The following is a 23,020-nucleotide window of genomic DNA, read 5'->3' as shown; positions in this document are numbered from 1 at the left end:
TTCCGAGAAAGGTTGCACCACCTTTGAAGTCGATCAGGACGAGGTTCAGTGCGTTGGGAGAGTGGGTCGCGATCAGGCCGAGCACCAAGGTTCGCAGGAACTCCGACTTGCCAGAACCGGTGGCTCCGATACACAGCCCGTGCGGACCCATACCGTTCTCGGCCGACTCCTTCAGATCCAGTTCGACGGGGTTTCCGTCTTGTCCGACACCGATCGGCACACGGAGTCGGTCGCGCCCCTGACGTGGAAGCCAGCCATGCTCAGGATTGAACCTCGCAACGTTTCCTATCCCCAACATCTGGCTCCACGTCCGAATGGATCGGTCGTCGTCAGCTGCGTCGACGGCATTCTGCGATGCCGCACGGAACGGTGCGATGCGACGCCCGAACGCCTGCGCCAGGCTCGTCGTCGCAGCGTCGGGCCTCGCAAAGTTCTCAACTCCTGCGCTGCTCACCGCGCCGATCTGATCGCTACCGACGACCAGTCGCAACCCACGCGTCGCCACCAGCCGCGGGCAGAACCCGCACAGGTCGAGGACTGTCACCGAGTCGAGCCCGGATTCGGACAACAGGCCGGTGTCACCTTCGAGTAAGCCACCGTCCACGACCAGCACGAGATGCGGAACGCCCGCACTGGCTGGAGTGTTGCGAGCGAATCGAGCACGCATCGAAAGCGGTTCCCCGAGGGAACTTTCGAATTCGAGATACGAACCGAACACCATGCGTGCAGTGCCGGTGCCGTCCTGAGACTGCGGGTGTTGCACGTGTGGGAGCCACTTGACCCACTCCCACTCGGATTCGGTATCGGGACCGCACACCACCGCAACTTGGAGCGTGTCCGGACCGTGGAATGTGCACAGCTGCATCAACATCGAGCGGACTAGCGCACGAGCGGAATCTCTCTGCCCCTCGATGGACATCGCAGCAAATCCGCGAAGCGAGACGGCGGTCGGCAGGTCCTGCACAACCGAATGTGCACGGACGAATCGCCGAAGTGAGACAGCAGCGACGGGTTCGAGATCCTCGACCGGCCCGGTCTCCGGAGACACGAGTCTGGTGGCCAATCGCTGTGTACCCAGACCTACCCGAACGTGGCAGTAGTCCGAGTCGGTGATCTGACGCTCCCACATCCGCACAGTCCCGGCCAGTGTCCAGAGCAGCGACGGCTCGGGATTGCTCCACTCGAGAGCAGCACGCTGCGCACCAGTCGTCGCAGCAACATCACTACGCACCTGATCCAGGTACCGGAGGTAGTCCTTGCGGTCCTCGTTCGCTTCGGACGCTCTTGCTCCACCGCTACGACCGCCCCCGGCGAGCATTCCGAGCATCGACACCATCATCATGACCGGAAACAGCAGGGACATCGGATTGCGCGCCATGCCGGAAGAGAACATCAGCGCCACCATGCCGATCATGGCAACCACCATGATCACCGGAAGTAGTTTGGTCAGTAGGTTTCCCGGCGTGACGCGAGGTATCTCCGGTGGGGGCTGAAGCGTCACCTCGCCGCCCGGTGTGCGCGGCGATTCACGGCGTGCTCGACGCGCAAATCTGACAGTGCTCAATTCACCCACCCCCATCGGTGCTGCAGCTGTTGCCGCCAGACGCCTCGTCCGACTACCGCCGGCCCCCCAAGGCGTACTCGCGCAATTGCAAGAGAGTAGATCACAACACCGACACTCGGGTCGGTGCCACCTGTTGTCGGCGCTGTCTCCGATACAGGCGCGCAGTTCATGTCGTATTGTTCGGGTGAACTGGGGTGACGCGAAGGGGGAATCGCGTCATGGGAGGGGACAGATCTTGACCAGCACCACTACAACCAGCGCTGCGAACACCGGAAACGGACGAGGCGCGAGTCATTCTGCCGAACTGTGCAGGTTGACGGTACTTTCAGCCCATTCGCAGGTGGATCTTGCGGTGCCGCTTCGTGTTCCACTCACCGTGGTCATTCCGGGCATTGTGGACACAATTGTCAACCACAGCAATTTCAACGAGTTCGACCACACCACCGAACAATTCGAGCCCGTCGACTGGACTCTGTCGAAAGTCGGCAGGGCACCGCTGGCACCGACGCTGTCGCTGCACGAGCACGGAATCCGCGATGGAGAATTGCTCGTACTCGAGGCCTCGGACACCGCTGCCCCGCCCCCACTCTTCGACGACATCATGTACACCGTCGCGGCCACGGATGCGGACGTCTACCGACGCTGGACTCCGGTCACCGCGCGCATTGTCGGCTCGACCGCCGCCCTCGTCGCTGCGCTCGTCGCGGCCCTCGCCCTGGTCCTCGGCGACACGGGACTGATCGGCGCCGTCTGCGGCGGAGTGACGTCTTTGGTGCTCACCGTCGCCGCCGTCGTGGCAGCGCGGGTGTACGGAGACTCTGGAAGTTCCGTCACGCTCGGATGCGCTTCGGTGCCACTGGCGTTCGTCTCCGGCGCACTCTGCGTGCCCGGCACTGTTCTTTCGGCTCATCTGCTTCTCGGTTCGGCATTTGCCGCTGCGGTAACTCTGATCTGCTTCCGCTTGTGCGGCGCCGGATTAGCTGTCTTCACAGCACTTCTCGTCGTCCTTCTCGCGGCGGTGGGCACCTTTGCCGTCACTACCACGCTTCCCGAGGCGCGCACCGCGACCGTCAGCGGCGCGGTGATTGCCGCCGCATTGATCGTTCTCACGTTCACCGCTCGACTGTCGATGTTGTTCGCGCGACTACCGCTTCCTCCTGTTCCGACGCCGAGTAATCCCCTCGACGACGACCGCGACGGACTGCCCGAACCCGAACTACCCGGGCTGACCGAGTTGGCGGAAAGGGCAGGGCGGGCGCGTAGCTATCTGACCGGGCTGATCGTGGCCACGTCAGTGGTCGCGCTCGTCGCTGCCGTCGCACTCGCGTGGTCCTGGCCTGGTCAGGGGATCGTCTGGCCGAATCTTGCTCTCGCATTCGCGACGGCCGTCGTGCTGATGTTTCGCGGGCGCACCTACGCGGGCGCACAGCAGGCTGTGCCACTCATCGCGGCAGGCATCTCGGTGATTCTCGTTCTCCTGGGCGACATGGCATGGACCCATCGCGACCATGCATTGGTCGTCTTCGCCATCACGATGACCGTTCTCCTCCTGGCACTGGTTCTGGGAATCCTTGCCCCCCAGAACACATTCAGCCCCGTGATGCGACGCGCTGCCGAGCTGTTGGACCTCGCTGCGATTGCAGCAATCGTTCCGCTGATCTGCTGGGTCAGTGGCCTCTTCGCGCTCATGCGTGGCCTCTGAGCGATCGGTGATCGATGGTGATTCGACGGGCAACAAACATCTGCGCCAGTCTCGTGATCGTTGCCTTCAGCGTTCTCGCCGGGGCAGGTGGCGCATCGAGCGCGGTTCCCTCCCCCATCGATCCTGCAATGCTGCCCGAGGACGGTCCGCCTGCACCTCCACAACCCACCGAACAACGAACCCTGTGCGTCCCAGCCGTGGCAGGTGGTGACGGTGCGGACATTCCACGTTCTCAACGAGATCTGGGATTCGATTCTGTGTGGCCGATCACCAGAGGGGCAGGACAGCGAATTGCTGTCATCGACACCGGTGTCAGCAGACATCCCCGGCTGCCATCGCTCGACGGCGGCGGTGATTACGTCGGTACCTCCGACGGCACCGACGATTGTGACGCACACGGAACTGTCGTGGCCGGTCTCATCGCCGCCCAGCAAGTCGAGGGTTCCGGATTCTCCGGAGCTGCGCCTGACGCAAAGATAATTTCGATCAGGCAGTCCAGTGCCGCCTTCTCGGTGGCCGGCCAACGCGAAGACCCTGCTGTAGCCGAGAACTCATCCGGGTACGGAAACGTCGACACCATGGCATCGGCCGTCCGTCACGCTGCGGACATGGGTGCAAGCGTCATCAACATCTCCGAAGTCGCCTGCAAGCCTGCCGGGGACGGGATCAGCGACCAACGACTCGGCGCTGCAATCGAATACGCCACGATCGCGAAGAACGTCGTAGTCGTCGCAGCTGCAGGGAACGTCGGATCCGGAGGTTGCAAGAACCAGAATCCGCCGCCGGATCCCCTCAATCCCCTGGCCGATCCATGGAACTCGGTTGTGACGATTGCCAGTCCGGCTTGGTACGACGACTATGTCCTCACAGTGGGGTCGGTAGACCCCAATGGCGCCGCCAGTTCCTTCAGCCTCGGCGGTCCATGGGTCGACGTGGCGGCGCCCGGCACCGGAATCACCTCACTTCACCCGACGTCGCCCGGTCTGACCAACGGGGTGTACGGCTCCGACGGCGCCGTACAGTCGTTCAACGGGACCAGTTTCGCTGCGCCCCTTGTCGCGGCAACCGCCGCACTGGTCCGGTCGGTTCACCCGGAACTGACTGCGCTTCAGGTCATGCAACGTATCGAAGCCACCGCCCACGCTCCGGCGCAGGGTTGGAATCCCTACGTCGGTCACGGCGTCATCGATCCACTTGCGGCAGTGACGGGCGAATTGGCCCCAGGAGAACGCGTCAAGGTCAACCATCAGTCGGTGTCGATCGATCCCCTACCCACGCCGCCGACCCCCGACAACCGATCTCGCGACACGGCACTCGTCGGAGCCGGAACGGTCGGCACCCTCGCTCTACTGACGCTGTTGGCATCGATGCCTCTTCGTCGAGTAATTCGTCGGCATCTTCCCGAACGCCAGAACATCGATCCCTGAACCGTCAGCAGTGTTCAGTTCACCGGAGCGGCCGGCGCTGTATCGGGGGCGATTCCGTCGTGAGCTATCAGTGCATTGCTCTTCTCGAGCGCGGGGCCTGATGCAACTAGGTCGAGCATCTGCCAAGGCGCGCGATCAGGCGTTCGCGTCAATCCGAGCGCGCGAGCGGAGATTTCGTCCGGTACGCCGTACTTCACACCGGTATCGGCTACGTAGAACACTCCGCCGCGCCTGGTGCTGTTCGTCTCGATTCCGGTCGCTTGAACAAATCCGCCGAATCCCTGTTCGACATGGACGTTGTCGAGATTGTCACCCGATCCGTCCGCCTGCGCCAAGGACACCAACTTGCCACCCTCCGGGATCGGAACCTGCAATCCAGCGACAAGTTTCAGCGTTGCAGAACTACTTTCGGCGCCCTCGACTGCAGGTGAGGGAGCCCATTCCAGACAGCCGACAGGTGCGCCGTGATCATCGACGATCTCCGGAACCACCCGCGGCAACAAGTCGACGGCCAGCTCACTCACCGAGGGAATACGACTGATGGCATCAGGGGTGACGCTCGCGATCCCGGTGGCGCCCTGCGAATCCGAGAAGTAGATCAGTTGGGCGAGCGCCGCACCGATCTTCTGGATCCCGTTCTCGAGTACCACGTAATACTGCGGGTCTGCACCCACCGAAACCTGGATGACGGAGCCGACAGTCTTGTTCTGCAGAGGAAACCGGGGCGCCGATCCCAGTTGGCGGATTCGCGGAGCCTCGATGCGCGGAACTTCGGGAATCGAATTGAGGAATCCGATACTGATCGGTCGCGCCTGTGCTCCTTCCAGGCCCAAAGCCCGCATGATCGCCGGATCGTCCACATCGATTTCCGCTCGCTTCCCGTCGTACACGAGAAAGTGATCGGAACCCGACTTCACCAGGAATGCACGGTCATTCGTCAGATATGTCGTGTTTTCGCCGACATTGGACGAGCCGACCAGGACCGAAGTCGTCAACGATCTTCTCCCGTCGGATCCGACGGAATCGCACACCGTCCACGCGGCGTTGGTAGGGTCGGCCGATTCCGGCAGCGCGGACGGTGCGCCGGGAATGCCGACGAGCGCGCCCCGGGGTTTCGCCTCGACCTCGGATGCCTTGACTATTGCCGGTTTTCCTGGCGAACCCAGAATCAGTCGTGCGGAGGCCAAGTTCAGCACAGGGCGAAACGTACCCTCCATGGCGACGAACATCGCGCCCGATTCCTTTGCAACGACGATCTCTGCATCGCCGATTCTGTCCTGTGGCCGAAACAGAGCGAGTACAGCGCAACCCGCCAATCCCAGTGCAGCGAGGACTATTCCGACGGTGAACGCGCGCGACTGTGATCGCATCGGATCGTGAAGCATCCGCACGTCTCGTCTGACCAGCGCATGTTCCATCCGCCTGACCAAGAATCGGTACCCGTTGACCTGCCAGCGCGTGGTAGGTGTCGCAGCCATCATTCCCCCCGTGCCTTACATCCCTTGCGAAGACACAGTACAGTTCCGCTGGGGCGGAAATTTTCGGGTAGTTCGCAGGTCAGGTATCGGGGAGGAACCGTGGACCGATCGCGGTTGAAGCATTGGCCGTCGTCACACAGGATTTCGACGCGCGAGTTCGTGCCGGCACAGATTTTCGGAATCGGTGCGGGCGGAATCGCGATGGCCAGTGGGCTCGATTGGTTCTGGGCGCTGGCAATCGGTTGTGTGGTTGCCGGATCAATGCTGCTTCATGTGGGCGGTTGGTCGGTAATGTCCTGGATTGTCAGGTACTTTCGCTATCTGCACCGCAAGGACGTCGACCGCAGCACGATCGTCAGTTTTCACACTCCCTCCGAGCAGTCCATCGGGCTCCGAGTGGACGGATCTTCGCTCGTCGCTGTCGTCGAGATCGCTCCCCCACGCGACTACCTGACCAGGATCGGCCGTCATTCGTTCGACGCTTCCCACCTTCTGCCCACGGCAGCCCTCGCCAATTGTCTCTATCAGCACGACATCTCACTCACCGGCATCGACATCGTCAGTCACGGATACCGCGCCGCGTCGGGAACGCCGGCCACCGAAGTCTACGAACGTCTCATCGGACCACTACCAGCCACCGCCACCAGAAGTGTTTGGCTTGCACTACGTTTCGACGCGCTGGAGGGTGGTGCAGCAGTCGAACGCCGGGGCGGGGGCGAACAGGGCGCCGGCCGCGCGATAGCTGTTGCCGCCAATCGTGTCATCCGGGTGCTCGATTCAGCGGGGTGCAAGGCGCGGATCCTGACCGCACCGGAGATCGCGTCGTCCACTGCCCAGGTGACAAGAGGAGTGGCCGGCCACGAGGTCACCGAAACGTGGCGAAGTACCCCCTTGCCTGGCGTGTCCAACGTCGGATTTGGGATCGAACCCCGTTTCATCACCACTGCGACCCTGACCCGAGTGTGGGCAGTGGCAACGGTCGGGACGTCCGTGACAATTCGGTTACGACCCACCGGACAACGCGGAGAGGCGAAGGTCAGTGCGACATGTCGCTTCACCACGCGCAATCCACCTGAGAACGCACCGCTGGCCGGTTTGGTCTCGCTACGTGGGCGCCAGCGCGACGGATTGCTGACCAATTTGCCAACCGCATTGGCCGCGCTGGACGGCATCACGCCGGGCGTTCGCATGGACGGGGGCACACTCGACTCACTCGCTCTACCCCTTGCCGGGTGCGGCCAACTCATCGGCTCGGACCGAAACGGGCACGGTGTCGCGGCCAGAATTTCGGGGCCGGGCGTCAACACCGTTCTTGTCGCCGGCGAACTCTATCTGGCTCAGCAGTTGATCTTTCGAGCCATCGCGACCGGCGCACTGGTACTCGTCCACACCGATCGACCGCAAGCGTGGACCGCGCTCACCGACTCGATGGGAGTGCCTGACCGACTCCGCGTGTCCGGGCAGGGCGGTGGGCCTGAGGGCGCCTTCAACACTGTCGTGTTCGACGGCGTCGAGGGGTTATCTCCGCGTGCCGGCGTGACCGCAATCTATGTGTACGGACATCCACGCCAATGGCCTCGGGTCGACCCTGAAATCTCGATAGTCCAGCCATTCGCACTCGGTGACAAGATCACGGTCGAAACCGGCCGTACACGCGTCGACCTGACTCTGGTGACCATCGCTTCCGAGACATCGTTCATCGGCCGTCCACGAGCCGGCGACGCTCACCAGATGGCGTGATCGCGTATGTCCAAGATCAGCCGGGATAGGGATCACTTGCACGTTGCATCCGCAATCCGCTTCCCCACCAATCCAATTCACGAATCATCTTCTCGCTTGCATCGATCGCAATCGAATCGACGCCGTACGGCTCGTGTCCGAATTGCTTACGCACCCGGTGGATGGTCACGCTTTGACGCACCGAGACCATGTGCAACTCCGCCACCACTTGCCTCAGTTGCTCGACGGCCCGAACACCACCTGAAATCCCGCCGTAGGACACGAATCCGATCGGCTTGGCACGCCACTCGTGTTTCACCGAATCGAATGCGGTCTTGAGAGCAGCCGGATACCCGTGGTTGTATTCGGAGGTCACGGCGACAACAGCGTCGGCGCGCCCGATTCGCCGGCGGAAAACCTCCGTGGCAGGTGAATCCGAGAAATCCTGGGGCAACGACAGCTCTCTGAGGTCGATCACCGATACGTTCCACGACGGGTTCGCGGTTGCGCGCTCGACAAACCAGTCCGCCACTGCTCGTCCCATTCGCCCCTCGCGGACCGAACCTACGATGACTTCGACGTTCAAAGGTGCCATGAACGTCGATGCTAGCGACTGATCACGCAGTGATCCCGTCCGTGATAAGTGCTGCCAGTTCCCGATAAGCGCTGGCATCGTCCAGACCAGTTGCCCGGTAGACCGCGCGTTGCTGGATCCGAACCATCGTCGCCGCAGCGGCATCGGCGACAAATGATGCGTGTACCTGCCGGAATGCGCCCGAATCGACTCCCTCGACGATGAGCGATCGCACACGATCAGCAGCGATCGACGTGTTCTTCTCGTAGACCTGGCTCGCCGACACCGATTCGGCCAGGTCTTCCATGAACTGACTGGACGCCGCGGACAGCCGATCACCCACTGCTTCGAGATACACCGCGACTCGACGAGGCGGGGCCGTTTCGGCGGCGACTGCACTCTCCACTGCATCGGTCGCCGCCCGGAAGAAGTGCACTGTCACAGCCCGCACCAGATCCTCTTTGCCGGCCGCCACGGTGTACAAGGTGCTCTTGGAGCAGTGCAGACGAGCTGAGATCTCGTCGAGCGTGAGGTGGGCGAAACCCTCGCTCAAGAACAGTTCGACCAGTTGATCGAACAACTCTGCCCTGCGCGCAGTCGTCTTGTGAACCAGCCTTGCCATACCTACAACAGTACTGCAGTATCGTTCTCAGTACTATTACCTAGCTAGGAGCCGACCGTGCCCGTCGAACGCCTGATGCCCAGCCAAGAAGCTCGCGATCTCATCGAACTGACGCGTGATGTCGCGGACAAGGTAGTCGCGCCCAAGGTCAACGAATACGAGAAGGCCGAGAAGTATCCAGACGGAGTGTTCCCCGCACTCGGACAGGCGGGTCTGCTGAGCCTTCCGTATCCCGAGGAGTTCGGCGGCGGCGATCAGCCGTACGAGGTGTATCTCCAAGTGCTCGAAGAGATCGCCTCACGCTGGGCAGCGGTTGCAGTGGCGGTGAGCGTGCACAGCCTGTCGTGCTTCCCGCTGTTCACCTTCGGCACCGACGAACAGAAGAACCGCTGGCTACCGGACATGCTGGGCGGCAACACCATCGGCGCGTACAGCCTTTCCGAAGCGCAGGCCGGATCCGACGCCGCCGCGTTGTCGTGCAAGGCGACGCCCACCGACGGTGGCTACCGCGTCAACGGTTCGAAAGCCTGGATCACCAACGGCGGCAAGGCGGACTTCTACAACCTCTTCGCACGCACCAGTGACGACGGTTCACGCGGCGTCTCCTGCCTCCTGGTGGACAAGGACACCGAAGGCCTCAGCTTCGGAAAACCCGAAGAGAAGATGGGGCTACGCGCGGTCCCCACTGCCTCCGCGAACTACGACGACGCCTTCATTCCTGAGGAGCGATTGATCGGTCAGCGCGGCCAGGGGCTGCCGATTGCCTTCAGCGCTCTCGACTCCGGCCGACTCGGAATCGCTGCCGTTGCCGTCGGAATCGCTCAAGGCGCGCTCGACGACGCGGTCGCTTACGCGAAGGAGCGCAAGGCATTCGGCAAGCGGATCATCGATCACCAGGGACTCGGTTTCGTGCTCGCGGACATGGCTGCCGCAGTCGACTCCGCGCGAGCCACCTACCTCGATGCAGCCCGCCGCCGCGACGCCGGAGTTCCGTATTCACGCAACGCGAGCGTCGCCAAGCTCGTGGCCACCGACGCGGCAATGAAGGTCACCACCGACGCCGTTCAGGTATTCGGTGGGTACGGATACACCCAGGACTTCCCCGTCGAGCGCTACATGCGCGAGGCCAAGATCACGCAGATCTTCGAGGGCACCAACCAGATTCAGCGATTGGTCATCGCGCGCCAACTGGCGGGATAGCCCCCCGATACGAATGCCCTCCCACACAGAGCGGGAGGGCATTTTGCATGGTGATGTTCAGTCGCCGCAGCATCCACCCGAAGACGGAATCTCGCGGGTCTCACGGGTAATCGCGTTGCGGGCAGCCAGTTCCGAGTAGTCGGGGTAGTCCACGCGGACCAACGAAAGTCCGTGCGCCGGCGCAACGAGGATGGAACTGGATCGCGACGTTTCGTCGAGCAACCCTGCCACCCAGGCGGCCGTGCGCCGTCCCTCACCGACGGAGAGGACTGCGCCGACGAGACTGCGAACCATCGACCAGCAGAATGCGTCAGCATTCACGTACGCCGTGAACACCGTGCCCTCTTGGGTCCAGTCGAAACGCTGCAGCTCCCGCACCGTCGTAGCGCCTTCTCGACGCTTGCAGAATGCCGCGAAGTTGTGCAGACCCAGCAGCCGATTCGACGCTTCCTGCATCGCTCCGAGATCGAGTGGTTTGGGATACGAGACGGTGTCGCGTGCGCGTAGTGGTTCCACTCCGAACGCCGCGTTGGTCACCCGGTACTCGTAATAACGTCGCATCGCGGAGAAGCGCGCATCGAAGTCACCCGGAACCACCGATATCTGTTTGACCCGAACGTCCTTGGGCAGAAATCGTGCAAGTCTGCGCACGAGTCGAGACGGATCGTCCGGGAGCAACTCTCCCGGAACGTCGACGTGCGCTACCTGACCGGTGGCGTGGACACCGGCGTCGGTTCGACCGGCAACGGTCAACTGAACCGGGCGTCGAAGCACCGTTCCCAACTTGTCTTCGATCTCACCGCACACGGTGCGCAGATCGGTCTGGCGGGCCCAACCCGAGAAGTCGGTGCCGTCGTAGGAGATGTCGAGCCGCAATCGAACGAGCCCGCCGTCCCCGATGGGGGCGGCGGGCTCGTTCGATTCAGCGTGTGCCGAAACCAAGGGAGACTAGTCCTTCTTGGCCTCTTCGGCCTCGGGAGCGTCGGCCGCAGTTGCGGTCTCGTTCTCGATGGCCTCGACGACTGCGTCAGCGTTCTCGACCTCAGCCTCGGTCGCGTCGGCCTCTACGGCCTCGACGACGTTCTCTGCGGCGGGAGCTTCCTGCGAGGACTTGACGCGACGAGCGCGGTCAGCCTCGGAGGTGACGGTCTTTTCCTTGACGAGCTCGATGATTGCCATCGGAGCGTTATCACCCTTGCGGGGATCGTCTTGATGATGCGGGTGTATCCACCGTTACGGTCCGCGTAGAACGGGCCGATCTCGGCGAACAGGGTGTGAACGACATCCTTGTTGCGGATGACCTTCAGCACCTCACGACGGTGAGCCAACGTGCCGGCCTTTGCGTGCGTGACGAGCTTCTCGGCGTAGGGGCGCAATGCCTTGGCCTTGGACTCGGTGGTGGTGATGCGACCGTGCTCGAAGAGCGCGGTAGCCAGATTGGCGAAAATCGCCTTCTGGTGGGAAGCCGACCCGCCGAAGCGGGCACCCTTCTTGGGCTTGGGCATGATGATCTCCTAGTAAAGGACCTGAGCTGCTACAGCTGTTCGGTCTCGGCGTAGTCCTCGGTACCTTCGGCATCGCCGAAGGAACCGGCATCAGTGTCACTCCACGTTCCGGTGGCGGCGTCGTAGCCGGCAACGGTGGTGGGATCGAAGGATGCGGGGCTGTCCTTGAGGGACAGGCCGAGCGAATGCAGCTTGACCTTGACCTCGTCGATGGACTTCTGTCCGAAGTTGCGGATGTCGAGCAGATCGGACTCGGTACGGCCGACAAGCTCACCGACGGTGTGAACACCTTCGCGCTTGAGGCAGTTGTAGGAGCGGACCGTGAGGTCCAGATCCTCGATGGGGAGTCCGAAGGAAGCGATGTGATCGGCCTCGGCAGGCGAGGGTCCGATCTCGATTCCTTCTGCTTCGACGTTCAGCTCACGGGCCAGGCCGAAGAGCTCAACCAGGGTCTTGCCCGCCGAAGCGAGCGCGTCCCGTGCGGTGATGGAGTTCTTCGTTTCCACGTCGAGAACGAGCCGATCGAAGTCGGTGCGCTGTTCGACGCGAGTGGCCTCCACCTTGTAGGTGACCTTGAGCACCGGCGAGTAGATCGAGTCGACCGGGATACGGCCGATCTCTGCGCCGGACGCCTTGTTCTGAACGGCGGGGACATAGCCGCGACCGCGCTCGACTACGAGCTCGATCTCCAGCTTTCCCTTGTCGTTCAGGGTGGCGATGTGCAGATCAGGGTTGTTCACGGTGACGCCTGCCGGGGGCACGATGTCGCCTGCAGTAACAGCGCCGGGGCCCTGCTTGCGGACGTACATGGTGACCGGCTCGTCCTCTTCGGAGTTCACGACGAGGCCCTTGAGGTTCAGGATGATGTCGGTGACATCTTCCTTCACGCCCGGGACGGTGGTGAACTCGTGGAGAACGCCGTCGATACGGATGCTGGTGACAGCAGCGCCGGGGATCGACGAGAGCAGCGTGCGGCGCAGCGAATTGCCGAGCGTGTACCCGAAACCTGGCTCCAGGGGCTCGATGACGAACTTCGAGCGGTTATCAGCGATGACCTCTTCGGTCAGCGTGGGTCGCTGAGAAATGAGCATTGGTATTTCCTCCTGTACGGACGTCCACTATTTGACGCCCACGATGGGAAAGGGCCTGCGGCCCTGTGAGTGGTTGAGGAGTCCGGAGACTCCTCAACCACTCCCGGGGTGCGAAGCGCCTTACTTCGAGTAGTACTCGACGATGAGCTGTTCCTGCAGAGCAATGTCGATCTGCGCGCGCTCGGGAAGCTGGTGAACCAGGATCCGCAGACGCGAGCCGACAACCTGCAGCCACCCGGGAACCGGGCGATCGCCGACGGTCTCACGCGCAACCTGGAACGGAAGCGTGGAGAGCGACTTCTCCTTGACATCGATGATGTCGTACTGCGAGACGCGGTAGCTCGGGATGTCGACCTTCTTGTTGTTCACGAGAAGGTGACCGTGCGTGACCAGCTGACGTGCCTGACGGCGCGTGCGAGCGAGGCCTGCGCGGTACACGACGTTGTCGAGACGCGACTCGAGGATGCGAAGCAGGTTCTCGCCGGTCTTGCCGGGGCGGTTGTTCGCCTCCTTGTAGTACAGGCGGAACTGCTTCTCCATGACGCCGTAGGTGAAGCGAGCCTTCTGCTTCTCCTGCAGCTGGAGCAGGTACTCGCTCTCCTTGATACGCGCGCGGCCGTGCTGTCCGGGCGGGTACGGGCGACGCTCGAATGCCTGGTCGCCTCCAACGAGGTCGACGCGCAGACGACGCGACTTGCGGGTGATGGGTCCGGTATAACGTGCCATTTTCTTCTACCTATCCTTCCCGCTATACCCGACGCCGCTTGGGCGGACGGCAGCCGTTGTGCGGCTGGGGGGTTACATCGGAAATGGTGCCGACCTCGAGGCCAGCAGCCTGGAGGGAACGGATTGCGGTCTCGCGACCGGATCCCGGTCCCTTGACGAAGACGTCAACCTTCTTGACACCGTGCTCCTGCGCCTTACGGGCAGCGCTCTCAGCAGCAAGCTGAGCGGCGAAGGGAGTCGACTTACGCGAACCCTTGAAGCCGACGTGTCCCGAAGACGCCCAGGAAATGACATTTCCGGCGGGGTCCGTGATGGACACGATGGTGTTGTTGAAGGTGCTCTTGATGTGAGCGGCGCCGTGCGGGATGTTCTTCTTATCCCTGCGACGCGTCTTCTGGGTCTTCTTCGGACCGGTGCTACGTGACTTCGGGGGCATTACTTCGCCTTCTTCTTGCCGGCAATGGTGCGCTTCGGACCCTTACGGGTACGGGCGTTGGTCTTGGTGCGCTGACCACGCACGGGCAGACCACGACGGTGGCGCAGGCCCTGGTAGCAGCCGATCTCGATCTTGCGACGGATGTCGGCCTGAACCTCGCGGCGAAGGTCACCCTCGACCTTGAGCGACTCCTCGATGTACTCGCGGAGCTTTGCCAGGTCCTCGTCCGAGAGGTCCTTGCTCCGGAGATCCGGGCTGACGCCGGTGGCGTCAAGGATTTCCTTGGAGCGGGTACGGCCGATGCCGTAGATGTATGTCAGTGCGATCTCCATGCGCTTTTCGCGAGGAAGATCAACACCAGAGAGACGTGCCATGGTGGCATTTCCTTATCGGTGTGCGGAGGTCTGCTCCCAGCCCTTCCCCTGTGCCTCTTGCCGAGTACCGACGCCCGAAGGCGCAGATGATCTCATCAACTAACTCAGTGGGGCCCCGGCCTCCGTGCCGGGGGTGAACCATTGTCCGACCTTGGCGATCGGTGAACGATCGCGTGGGGTCTCGTCAACAATGGCTGGTACTGGGAGGTCTTCTTTGCTTGTTGCCAAGCAGATCTTCGAAAAGCTAGATCTAGCCCTGACGCTGCTTGTGACGCAGGTTCTCGCAGATCACCATGACTCGACCGTTACGGCGAATCACTTTGCACTTCTCGCAGATCTTCTTGACGCTCGGCTGAACCTTCACGTCTTCTGATCTCCTGTTTTGTCGCAGCCCGCCGCGATGAACCGCGGCAGACATACTTCTCCCTGACCCAGGTCAGGTCCGGGAAGTTCGTTACTTGTAGCGGTAAACGATGCGTCCGCGCGACAAATCGTAGGGCGAGAGCTCTACGACAACGCGATCTTCCGGGAGGATGCGAATGTAGTGCTGACGCATCTTTCCGCTGATGTGGGCGAGGACCTTGTGGCCATTCTCGAGCTCAATGCGGAACATCGCATTGGGCAGCGGCTCGACTACTCGTCCTTCGACCTCGATGGCCCCGTCTTTCTTAGCCATATCCTCCGCGATCCGTTTGGTTTGGCATGCTTCGTGCATCGGCTTCCGTTACATTGGCACGCAATGGAAAGATCGTCGGCAGTTCGAAAGCCCGATCCCGGAGCGATCCAGGCGTAGGCACACGAACTATCGACGCGCATAGCGCACCGCCTAGCCATGTTACGCGATGTAAACGACCAGGCCAAATGCGCCTCCGGTCAGGGTGACGACGCACACCGCTCCCCCACCGAAAAAGTCCCAGCCTCGAAATGAGGCTGGGACTTCTCGAACATGAATCATGCTCGCTGCCAACACTTGTCAGCGACTGTGTCGACTACTCCGGCCGGAGTGTCAGAATCCGCGGACCGTCTTCGGTCACTGCGACAGTGTGTTCCCAGTGCGCCGCACGGGACCCGTCGGTCGTCACAACGGTCCAGTCGTCGTCGAGAATCACCGTGTCGGTGGTGCCGAGCGTGAGCATCGGCTCAATCGCCAGGCAAGATCCGACAACCAGTTCAGGACCCTTACCCGGGGCACCTTCATTGGCGAGGAACGGATCCATGTGCATTTCCCGGCCGATTCCGTGTCCGCCGTATCCGTCGACGATGCCGTAGGAACGACCGTGCAACTTCTCGGCGGCATGAGTACCGACCTCGATCGCGTGCGAAACATCCGTCAGACGGTTGCCGGCGATCATTGCCGCGATCCCGGCTTCCATGGAAAGCCGAGTGGCTTCGCTGAGCTCCTGATCGGCGACGCTGATCTCACCGACACCGAACGTCCAAGCGGAGTCACCGTGCCATCCGTCGAGGATCGCGCCACAGTCGATGGAAACCAGGTCGCCTTCAGCCAGGATGTCCTGAGCTGAAGGGATTCCGTGAACGACGCGATCGTTGACCGAGGAGCAGATCGAGCCGGTGAAGCCGTGGTACCCGAGGAACGAGGGCACGGCGCCGGCGTCACGAATGACGGATTCAGCGACCGCGTTCAATTCCAAAGTGCTGACACCGGGCTTCGCCGCAGCGCGAACCGCCACCAGAGCCGAACCCACGATCGCGCCGGCAGCAGCCATCGCGTCGAGTTCGCCCGCGGAGCGGAACGGAACAACCTTGCGTTTGCGCCCGAAGACCATTACTTACCCAACGCTGCCAGTGCGCGAGCGTTGACCTCTTCGACCTCGCCGATCGCGTCGACGGAGACGATGCTGTCCTTGTAGTAATCGAACAGCGGTGACGTCTCGTCGCGGTAGACCCGGAGTCGGTTGCGAATGACGTCCTCTGTGTCGTCGGCACGACCGCGGGCGAGCATACGCTCGACCACGATGTCCTCGTCGACGACGAAGGAGAGGACACCGTCGAGCTTGGTGTCGAGATCCTTCAAGATTCCCTCGAGTGCCTGAGCCTGTTCGACCGAGCGCGGAAATCCGTCGAGAAGGAAACCGTTTGCTGCGTCCGGTTCTGCGACGCGAGCCTTCACCATGTCGTTGGTGATCGAGCTCGGTACGAGTTCGCCGGCGTCGATGTACTTCTTTGCTTCCACACCGAGAGCGGTGGCCTGACCGATGTTCGCGCGGAAGAGATCACCCGTGGAGATATGGGGAACGCCGAACTTCTCGGACAAGATAGCGGCCTGGGTGCCCTTGCCGGCACCGGGAGGACCAAGGAGGACAAGTCTCACTTGAGGAACCCTTCATAGTTACGCTGCATTAGCTGACTCTCGATCTGCTTCACGGTGTCCAGGCCGACGCTGACCATGATCAGCACCGCGGTGCCACCGAACGGCAGGTTCTGCGCGCCGCCGCCATTCCCGATGTCGAGGAACAGGTTGGGCAGAACAGCAATGGTGCCGAGGTAAATCGCACCCGGAAGGGTGATGCGACTCAGCACGTAGTTGAGGTAGTCCGCGGTCGGCTGACCGGGTCGGATACCGGGGATGAAGCCGCCGAACTTCTTCATCTCGTCGGCGCGCTCTTCGGGATTGAAGGTGATGGCGACGTAGAAGTACGTGAAGAAGACGATCAGGCCGAAGTAGATCGCGATGTACACCGGGTTGGCCGGATTCACCAGGTAGGTGTTGATGAGGCGCTGCCACCAACTGGGGTCGACCGCTGTACTGGCCGAAGTCAGCTGTGCAATCAAGTTCGGGAGGTACAGCAGTGAAGACGCGAAGATCACCGGGATGACGCCGGCCTGGTTCACCTTCAGAGGCAGGTACGTCGAGGATCCGCCGTACATCTTGCGTCCGACCATCCGCTTCGCGTACTGCACCGGGATACGACGCTGACCCTGCTCGACGAAGACGACACCGGCGATGATCAGCAGCGCTGCGAGGCAGACGAAGGCGAAGACCAGCGGACCACGGCTGTCGAGGATTGCCTTGCCCTCGCTCGGGATACGCGATGCGATACCGGCGAAGATGAGGAGGGACATACCGTTGCCGACGCCACGTTCGGTGATGACCTCGCCGAACCACATGACCATGGCAGCACCGGCAGTCATGACCAGCACGATGATGACAAGTCCGAAGATCGACTTGTCGGCGATGATGTCGTCACAGCCCTGGAGCAACTGTCCGCGTGCCGCAAGAGCGACGATGCCGGTCGACTGCAGGATTGCCAGAGCAATGGACAGGTAACGCGTGTACTGCGTCATCTTGGCCTGGCCGGACTGGCCTTCTTTCCGAAGTTCCTCGAACTTCGGAATCACCACGGTCAGGAGCTGCACGATGATGCTCGCCGTGATGTACGGCATGATGCCGATCGCAAAGATCGACATCTGCAGCAGAGCGCCGCCGGAGAACAGGTTGATCAGCGAGTAGATACCTGCTGAGTCACCGGAGTTGGCGATATCGATGCACTGACGCACACGGCCGTAGTCGACACCTGGGGACGGGATGAGAGCGCCGACCCGATACAGAGCCACCAAGCCGAGGGTGAAGAGGATCTTCCGCCTCAGGTCTGGGGTCCTGAGGGCCGAGACGAAGGCGGAAAGCAAAGATCCTCCTGGCACGACGGTAGGGAGACAGATCGTTTTGACCTGTCGAACTTTTGAACTCTAACAGTGAGCATTTGGGAACTAGGCGGGCAGACCACGAAAACCGGGTAAGCCGAAGATACATTTGCCACTCGGTGACCAGAATACTGGCCCGTCCGAGCATGCACGACCAATCTGTGCCACGACCTCGTACCTGTGACACGACCTCGTAGACGCCGATGGCCGCACCGCAGCAAACGCTGCGCTGCGGCCATCGGACTAGCTACGCGTGATCACTCACAGCTCGGTGGCGGAACCACCGGCAGCAGCAATCTTTTCCTTGGCGGAACCGGTGAACTTGTCGACGGTCACCTGAACGGCAACTGTCAGTTCGCCGTCGCCCAGAACCTTGACGAGCTGGTTCTTGCGGACTGCGCCCTTGGCGACGAGATCCTCGACCGTGATTGCTCCACCTTCGGGGAACAGACGGGCGATGTCGCCGACATTGACGACCTGGTACTCGACGCGGAACGGGTTCGTGAAGCCCTTGAGCTTGGGCAGACGCATGTGAAGCGGCATCTGTCCACCCTCGAAGCCCACGCGCACGGTGTTACGTGCCTTGGTGCCCTTGGTACCGCGACCTGCGGTCTTACCACGCTTGCCGCCCTCACCGCGTCCAACACGAATCTTGTTGGACTTGGATCCCGGAGCGGGGCGCAGGTGGTGCAGTTTGATGGTCATGGTTAGACCTCCTCAACTGTTACGAGGTGGCGCACCACGTTGATCAGACCGCGGTTCTGTGCGTTGTCCTCACGAACAACGGTCTGACGGATGCCCTTGAGACCCAGCGTGCGCAGAGAATCCTTCTGGTTCTGCTTGGTCCCGATGATGCTCTTGATCTGAGTGACCTTGAGATCTGCCATTACTTCACACTCCCAGCAGCCTGTGCGCGAGCGCGAAGCATGCCGGCGGGTGCAACCTCTTCGAGGGTGAGGCCGCGGCGAGCCGCAACTTCCTCGGGACGCTGCAGACCCTTGAGCGCAGCAACGGTCGCATGCACGACGTTGATGGCGTTGTCGCTACCGAGCGACTTCGACAGGATGTCCGCGATACCAGCGCACTCCAGCACGGCGCGCACAGCGCCACCGGCGATAACACCGGTACCGGGGCTTGCCGGGCGAAGCATGACGATGCCGGCAGCAGCCTCACCCTGAACGGGGTGAGTGATGGTGTTGGCGATCATCGGGACGCGGAAGAAGCTCTTGCGAGCCTCCTCGACACCCTTCTGGATGGCCGCGGGAACTTCCTTGGCCTTTCCGTAGCCGACGCCGACCAGTCCGTTGCCGTCTCCGACGATCACCAGAGCGGTGAAGCTGAAGCGACGACCACCCTTGACGACCTTGGAAACGCGGTTGATCGTGACAACGCGCTCGATGAACTGTGACTTCTCCGCAGCGTTTCCGCCACGGCCACCGTCGCGACGGTCACGGCCGCCACCACGGTTGTCCCCACGAGCGTTGCTGTTGTCACCGCTGTTGGGGCCATTCTGTCCGGCGGGTCCGCTTCCGCCGTCACGCCTTTGACGTCCCGGCATCAGGCTGTCCTTCCGTTGAAAATGTTGGTCATCAGAACTTCAACCCGCCTTCGCGAGCCGCGTCTGCCAGGGCCGCGATGCGACCGTGGTAGCCGTGTCCGCCGTGGTCGAAGACAACTGCTTCCACGCCGGCAGCCTTGGCGCGCTCGGCGATCAGCTGACCGACCTTCGCGCTCGCAGCCTTCTTGTCGCCTTCTGCCACGCGCACGTCTGCTTCGATGGTCGACGCGGAGGCCAGGGTGTGGCCGGCCAGGTCGTCCACGAGCTGGACGTGGATGTGGCGCGAGGACCGGTTGACGACCAAGCGGGGACGCTCGGGCGTGCCGGAGACCTTCTTGCGGAGACGGAAGTGACGACGCGTCTTCGAGAGACGACGCTTGGTGGACGCATCCTTGCCCAGCGGAATCCGCTTGGCTTTCTGGTTTGCAGTCTGGCTCATATCACTTACCCGTCTTTCCGACCTTGCGGCGGATCTGCTCACCCTCGTAACGCACGCCCTTACCCTTGTACGGGTCCGGACGACGGAGACGACGGATGTTGGCCGAGATCTGCCCGACCTTCTGCTTGTCGATGCCGGACACCGAGAACCGGGTGGGCGACTCGACGACGAAGGTGATGCCTTCAGGAGCCTCGATCGGCACCGGGTGGCTGAAGCCGAGCGCGAACTCGAGGTCCTTGCCCTTCAGTGCCACACGGTAACCAACACCGTGGATCTCCATCTTCTTCGTGTAACCCTCGGTGACACCGGTGATGATGTTCGCAACCAGGGTCCGCGACAGACCGTGCAGCGCGCGGCTACGACGCTCGTCGTCGGGGCGCGTGACGCTCAGCGAGCCGTCCTCTGCCTTTTCGATTGCGATGGGCTCGGAGATGGTCAGCGCGAGGGTGCCCTTGGGACCCTTGACGGTGACATCCTGGCCGCTGATCGTGACGTCAACGCCCGCGGGGACGGTGACCGGAATCTTTCCAATACGCGACATTGTGGTGGCCTCCCTTACCAGACGTAGGCGAGGACTTCCCCGCCTACTCCTTGATTGGCCGCCTGGCGATCGGTGAGCAGACCGGACGACGTGGAGATGATGGCCACGCCGAGGCCTCCGAGGACCTTGGGCAGGTTGGTGGACTTCGCGTAAACCCGGAGACCGGGCTTGGAAACGCGACGCACGCCGGCGAGGCTACGCTCGCGGCTGGGACCGTACTTCAGATCGACGATGAGGGTCTTGCCGACCTCTGCGTCTTCGGTACGGAAATCGGAGATGTAGCCCTCGCGCTTGAGGATCTCGGCGATGTTCGCCTTGATCTTCGAGTGGGGAAGCTTCACCTCATCGTGGTACGCCGTGTTGGCGTTGCGCAGACGCGTCAAGAAGTCTGCGATGGGGTCAGTCATGGTCATAGGTCGACCTCGACACCTTTCTCGCTGTGGTTCCCATGCAACACCGGACGAATCCGATCGTGGGCCTCCAGCAATTCGGCTGGGCCGTCCGACTTGTGTCAGACGGCGTAAGTTACCGCACCGAGCTGAACGCATGCGTCAGCCACGGCAACCGCTCTAGTGTAGGGAACTTTGGCGCAGGTGTCCACCGGGATCCCATGTCGCCTCCCCCACTGCCGCCCGAAGGATGCGATCGGGAAGCTATCGACGCACCCCGAAATCTGAACTGCTCGTTCGGCACCGAAGAACGACACCGACGAACGATGATCGCTTTCAACCAGAGTCGCAGCGGGGCAGTTCTTTTCAGGATCGGCACGATTCACATCTCGATGAAAAACACGAATGGGCGTGGGTTCCAAAGGAACCCACGCCCATTCACATGCGTGGTGTGACGAAGCCCGAGGGCCTCAGATCACCAAGAGCTCTTGCGAACTCCGGGAAGCTCGCCGGCGTGAGCCATCTCGCGAACGCAGATACGGCACAAGCCGAACTTGCGGAACACCGAGTGCGGGCGACCGCACCGCTGGCAGCGGGTGTAGGCGCGAACCGCGAACTTGGGCTTCTTGTTGGCCTTGTTGACCAATGCCTTCTTAGCCATGCGCTCAGTTCTCCTTGAACGGGAAGCCGAGGTGCTTGAGCAGTGCACGGCCTTCTTCGTTGTTGGTTGCGGTGGTCACGACGGTGATGTCCATGCCGCGGGGGCGATCGATCTTGTCCACGTCGATCTCGTGGAACATCGACTGCTCGTTGAGGCCGAACGTGTAGTTGCCGTTGCCGTCGAACTGGTTGCCCGAGAGACCGCGGAAGTCGCGGATACGGGGCAGAGCGACAGACACGAGGCGGTCCAGGAACTCCCACATGCGGTCACCACGGAGGGTGACGCGTGCACCGATGGGCATACCTTCGCGGAGCTTGAACTGCGCGATGGACTTACGTGCCTTGCGGATCTCGGGCTTCTGGCCCGTGATCAGCGACAGGTCATGGACAGCGCCGTTGATCAGCTTGGCGTCACGGGCAGCGTCGCCGACGCCCATGTTGACGACAACCTTGACGACGCCGGGGATCTGCATGACGTTCGAGTAGTCGAACTCGCTGTTGAGCGCGTCCTTGATCTCAGCGCGGTAGCGTGCCTTGAGGCGCGGCTGGACCTTGTTTTCGGTGGAGGTCATGTCAGATGTCCTTCCCGTTCTTCCGGGAAATCCGAACGCGCTTGCCGGACTCTTCGTCGGTGCGGTAGCCCACGCGGGTGGGGTTTCCGTCCGAGTCGACGACTGCAACGTTGGAAACGTGGATCGGGGCTTCCTGCGTGACGATGCCGCCGGAGGATGCTCCGCGCTCGTTCGCGGAAACCGCGGTGTGCTTCTTGATTCGGTTCACGCCTTCGACGAGGACCTTGTCGGTCGCGGGGTAGGCCTGAATGACCTTGCCCTTCGCGCCCTTGTCCTTGCCGGCGATGACCAGAACGGTGTCACCCTTGTGCACCTTCATCACAGCACCTCCGGGGCAAGCGAAACGATCTTCATGAACTTCTTCTCGCGCAGCTCACGGCCGACGGGTCCGAAGATGCGGGTTCCACGGGGATCACTGTCAGCCTTGATGAGCACTGCAGCGTTCTCGTCGAACTTGATGTAGGAACCGTCCGGACGACGGCGCTCCTTGGTCGTGCGAACGATGACGGCCTTGACGACCTCACCCTTCTTGATGTTTCCACCGGGGATTGCGTCCTTGACGGTGGCGACGATGACGTCACCGATCCCGGCGTAGCGACGTGACGAACCGCCGAGAACGCGGATGCAAAGGATTTCCTTGGCACCCGTGTTATCAGCGACGCGAACTCGCGACTCCTGCTGAATCACTTGATCTCCCTAGACCTGGAATTTCGTGCGCAACGGATTACCGACCCGGTGCGCGCGGTCATTGTTGCCACCTGCGTCGTGTCTGAGCTGCAG

The 23,020-nt window shown here is 62.1% G+C and carries 27 protein-coding genes and 2 pseudogenes; 4 read left to right on the top strand and 25 right to left on the bottom strand.

Features of this window, described 5'->3' with window-relative positions:
• Nucleotide 1: 1 nt before the first annotated feature.
• Nucleotides 2–1,564 (bottom strand): annotated as a pseudogene (gene eccCa / locus EHW12_RS09375) (type VII secretion protein EccCa); the annotation flags it as partial.
• Between the two features lie 235 nt (nucleotides 1,565–1,799).
• On the opposite strand from eccCa, the gene eccD reads away from it, so the two are divergent.
• Nucleotides 1,800–3,266: a type VII secretion integral membrane protein EccD gene (gene eccD / locus EHW12_RS09370; RefSeq protein WP_065352879.1), complete on the top strand. Its 1,467-nt coding sequence runs from the start codon at nucleotides 1,800–1,802 to the stop codon at nucleotides 3,264–3,266.
• A 14-nt stretch (nucleotides 3,267–3,280) separates the two neighbouring features.
• On the top strand, nucleotides 3,281–4,693 hold the full coding sequence (gene mycP, locus EHW12_RS09365; protein WP_065352170.1) for a type VII secretion-associated serine protease mycosin: 1,413 nt from the start codon (nucleotides 3,281–3,283) through the stop codon (nucleotides 4,691–4,693).
• A gap of 14 nt (nucleotides 4,694–4,707) precedes the next feature.
• On the opposite strand, the gene eccB is transcribed toward mycP, so the two are convergent.
• Nucleotides 4,708–6,174: a type VII secretion protein EccB gene (gene eccB / locus EHW12_RS09360; protein WP_125050526.1), complete on the bottom strand. Its 1,467-nt coding sequence runs from the start codon at nucleotides 6,172–6,174 to the stop codon at nucleotides 4,708–4,710.
• 96 nt (nucleotides 6,175–6,270) lie between these two features.
• Between eccB and eccE the strand changes: the two genes are divergently transcribed.
• Nucleotides 6,271–7,911 carry a type VII secretion protein EccE gene (gene eccE, locus EHW12_RS09355; protein ID WP_054188119.1) on the top strand — a complete coding sequence of 547 codons (1,641 nt, stop codon included), beginning with the start codon at nucleotides 6,271–6,273 and terminating at the stop codon, nucleotides 7,909–7,911.
• Between the two features lie 16 nt (nucleotides 7,912–7,927).
• Here eccE and EHW12_RS09350 read toward each other — a convergent pair whose 3' ends face one another.
• Complete coding sequence (locus EHW12_RS09350) at nucleotides 7,928–8,485, bottom strand: NAD(P)H-dependent oxidoreductase (protein ID WP_003940967.1); 558 nt, start codon at nucleotides 8,483–8,485, stop codon at nucleotides 7,928–7,930.
• A 22-nt stretch (nucleotides 8,486–8,507) separates the two neighbouring features.
• Nucleotides 8,508–9,086: a TetR/AcrR family transcriptional regulator gene (locus EHW12_RS09345; RefSeq protein ID WP_007728583.1), complete on the bottom strand. Its 579-nt coding sequence runs from the start codon at nucleotides 9,084–9,086 to the stop codon at nucleotides 8,508–8,510.
• A 57-nt stretch (nucleotides 9,087–9,143) separates the two neighbouring features.
• On the opposite strand from EHW12_RS09345, the gene EHW12_RS09340 reads away from it, so the two are divergent.
• Nucleotides 9,144–10,286, top strand: coding sequence for an acyl-CoA dehydrogenase family protein (locus EHW12_RS09340; protein ID WP_125050525.1), 1,143 nt, complete (start codon nucleotides 9,144–9,146; stop codon nucleotides 10,284–10,286).
• Nucleotides 10,287–10,343: 57 nt separating this feature from the next.
• On the opposite strand, the gene truA is transcribed toward EHW12_RS09340, so the two are convergent.
• The 21 genes and pseudogenes from truA to rplN form a co-directional block, all read right to left on the bottom strand.
• The gene (gene truA, locus EHW12_RS09335; RefSeq protein WP_019747557.1) at nucleotides 10,344–11,228 is read right to left on the bottom strand and encodes a tRNA pseudouridine(38-40) synthase TruA; all 885 of its coding nucleotides are present in this window, start codon (nucleotides 11,226–11,228) and stop codon (nucleotides 10,344–10,346) included.
• A 6-nt stretch (nucleotides 11,229–11,234) separates the two neighbouring features.
• Nucleotides 11,235–11,791, bottom strand: a pseudogene (gene rplQ, locus EHW12_RS09330) (50S ribosomal protein L17).
• Between the two features lie 29 nt (nucleotides 11,792–11,820).
• A complete protein-coding gene (locus tag EHW12_RS09325; protein ID WP_003941016.1) occupies nucleotides 11,821–12,882 on the bottom strand; it encodes a DNA-directed RNA polymerase subunit alpha in 1,062 nt (353 codons plus the stop codon).
• Nucleotides 12,883–13,002: 120 nt separating this feature from the next.
• Nucleotides 13,003–13,608: a 30S ribosomal protein S4 gene (gene rpsD, locus EHW12_RS09320; RefSeq protein ID WP_003940769.1), complete on the bottom strand. Its 606-nt coding sequence runs from the start codon at nucleotides 13,606–13,608 to the stop codon at nucleotides 13,003–13,005.
• A gap of 22 nt (nucleotides 13,609–13,630) precedes the next feature.
• Complete coding sequence (rpsK, locus tag EHW12_RS09315) at nucleotides 13,631–14,044, bottom strand: 30S ribosomal protein S11 (protein ID WP_003940683.1); 414 nt, start codon at nucleotides 14,042–14,044, stop codon at nucleotides 13,631–13,633.
• Entirely contained in the window at nucleotides 14,044–14,418 is a 375-nt protein-coding gene (gene rpsM / locus EHW12_RS09310; RefSeq protein WP_003940834.1) for a 30S ribosomal protein S13, read from the bottom strand. Before rpsM ends, rpsK begins: the two co-directional genes overlap by 1 nt.
• A 250-nt stretch (nucleotides 14,419–14,668) precedes the next feature.
• Nucleotides 14,669–14,782, bottom strand: coding sequence for a 50S ribosomal protein L36 (gene rpmJ, locus EHW12_RS09305; protein ID WP_003938068.1), 114 nt, complete (start codon nucleotides 14,780–14,782; stop codon nucleotides 14,669–14,671).
• A 90-nt stretch (nucleotides 14,783–14,872) separates the two neighbouring features.
• Nucleotides 14,873–15,094 carry a translation initiation factor IF-1 gene (gene infA / locus EHW12_RS09300; protein WP_003418601.1) on the bottom strand — a complete coding sequence of 74 codons (222 nt, stop codon included), beginning with the start codon at nucleotides 15,092–15,094 and terminating at the stop codon, nucleotides 14,873–14,875.
• A gap of 313 nt (nucleotides 15,095–15,407) precedes the next feature.
• Nucleotides 15,408–16,205: a type I methionyl aminopeptidase gene (gene map / locus EHW12_RS09295; protein ID WP_003940806.1), complete on the bottom strand. Its 798-nt coding sequence runs from the start codon at nucleotides 16,203–16,205 to the stop codon at nucleotides 15,408–15,410.
• On the bottom strand, nucleotides 16,205–16,750 hold the full coding sequence (locus EHW12_RS09290; RefSeq protein ID WP_003940868.1) for an adenylate kinase: 546 nt from the start codon (nucleotides 16,748–16,750) through the stop codon (nucleotides 16,205–16,207). The genes map and EHW12_RS09290 overlap by 1 nt, the downstream gene beginning before the upstream one ends.
• The gene (secY, locus tag EHW12_RS09285) at nucleotides 16,747–18,066 is read right to left on the bottom strand and encodes a preprotein translocase subunit SecY (RefSeq protein WP_003940773.1); all 1,320 of its coding nucleotides are present in this window, start codon (nucleotides 18,064–18,066) and stop codon (nucleotides 16,747–16,749) included. The genes EHW12_RS09290 and secY overlap by 4 nt, the downstream gene beginning before the upstream one ends.
• A 276-nt stretch (nucleotides 18,067–18,342) precedes the next feature.
• A complete protein-coding gene (gene rplO, locus EHW12_RS09280) occupies nucleotides 18,343–18,786 on the bottom strand; it encodes a 50S ribosomal protein L15 (protein ID WP_003940829.1) in 444 nt (147 codons plus the stop codon).
• A gap of 2 nt (nucleotides 18,787–18,788) precedes the next feature.
• On the bottom strand, nucleotides 18,789–18,968 hold the full coding sequence (gene rpmD / locus EHW12_RS09275; protein WP_003940751.1) for a 50S ribosomal protein L30: 180 nt from the start codon (nucleotides 18,966–18,968) through the stop codon (nucleotides 18,789–18,791).
• A complete protein-coding gene (rpsE, locus tag EHW12_RS09270) occupies nucleotides 18,968–19,639 on the bottom strand; it encodes a 30S ribosomal protein S5 (RefSeq protein WP_003940718.1) in 672 nt (223 codons plus the stop codon). The genes rpmD and rpsE overlap by 1 nt, the downstream gene beginning before the upstream one ends.
• Nucleotides 19,640–19,670: 31 nt before the next feature.
• The gene (rplR, locus tag EHW12_RS09265) at nucleotides 19,671–20,078 is read right to left on the bottom strand and encodes a 50S ribosomal protein L18 (protein ID WP_003940996.1); all 408 of its coding nucleotides are present in this window, start codon (nucleotides 20,076–20,078) and stop codon (nucleotides 19,671–19,673) included.
• Nucleotide 20,079: 1 nt separating this feature from the next.
• Entirely contained in the window at nucleotides 20,080–20,619 is a 540-nt protein-coding gene (gene rplF / locus EHW12_RS09260) for a 50S ribosomal protein L6 (RefSeq protein WP_003940970.1), read from the bottom strand.
• Nucleotides 20,620–20,633: 14 nt separating this feature from the next.
• Nucleotides 20,634–21,032, bottom strand: a complete 399-nt coding sequence (gene rpsH / locus EHW12_RS09255; RefSeq protein ID WP_003940873.1) for a 30S ribosomal protein S8 — start codon at nucleotides 21,030–21,032, stop codon at nucleotides 20,634–20,636.
• A 451-nt stretch (nucleotides 21,033–21,483) separates the two neighbouring features.
• Nucleotides 21,484–21,669 carry a type Z 30S ribosomal protein S14 gene (locus EHW12_RS09250; RefSeq protein WP_003940698.1) on the bottom strand — a complete coding sequence of 62 codons (186 nt, stop codon included), beginning with the start codon at nucleotides 21,667–21,669 and terminating at the stop codon, nucleotides 21,484–21,486.
• Between the two features lie 4 nt (nucleotides 21,670–21,673).
• Nucleotides 21,674–22,240, bottom strand: coding sequence for a 50S ribosomal protein L5 (gene rplE / locus EHW12_RS09245; protein WP_003940924.1), 567 nt, complete (start codon nucleotides 22,238–22,240; stop codon nucleotides 21,674–21,676).
• Between the two features lies 1 nt (nucleotide 22,241).
• On the bottom strand, nucleotides 22,242–22,559 hold the full coding sequence (gene rplX / locus EHW12_RS09240; protein WP_003941019.1) for a 50S ribosomal protein L24: 318 nt from the start codon (nucleotides 22,557–22,559) through the stop codon (nucleotides 22,242–22,244).
• Nucleotides 22,559–22,927 carry a 50S ribosomal protein L14 gene (gene rplN / locus EHW12_RS09235; RefSeq protein WP_003940951.1) on the bottom strand — a complete coding sequence of 123 codons (369 nt, stop codon included), beginning with the start codon at nucleotides 22,925–22,927 and terminating at the stop codon, nucleotides 22,559–22,561. Before rplN ends, rplX begins: the two co-directional genes overlap by 1 nt.
• Between the last annotated feature and the right edge of the window lie 93 nt (nucleotides 22,928–23,020).

The organism is Rhodococcus sp. NJ-530 (genome assembly GCF_003860625.1).
GTDB classification, from domain to species: Bacteria; Actinomycetota; Actinomycetes; order Mycobacteriales; family Mycobacteriaceae; genus Rhodococcus_F; species Rhodococcus_F qingshengii.
This window is presented reverse-complemented; position numbering and strand designations above follow the sequence as displayed.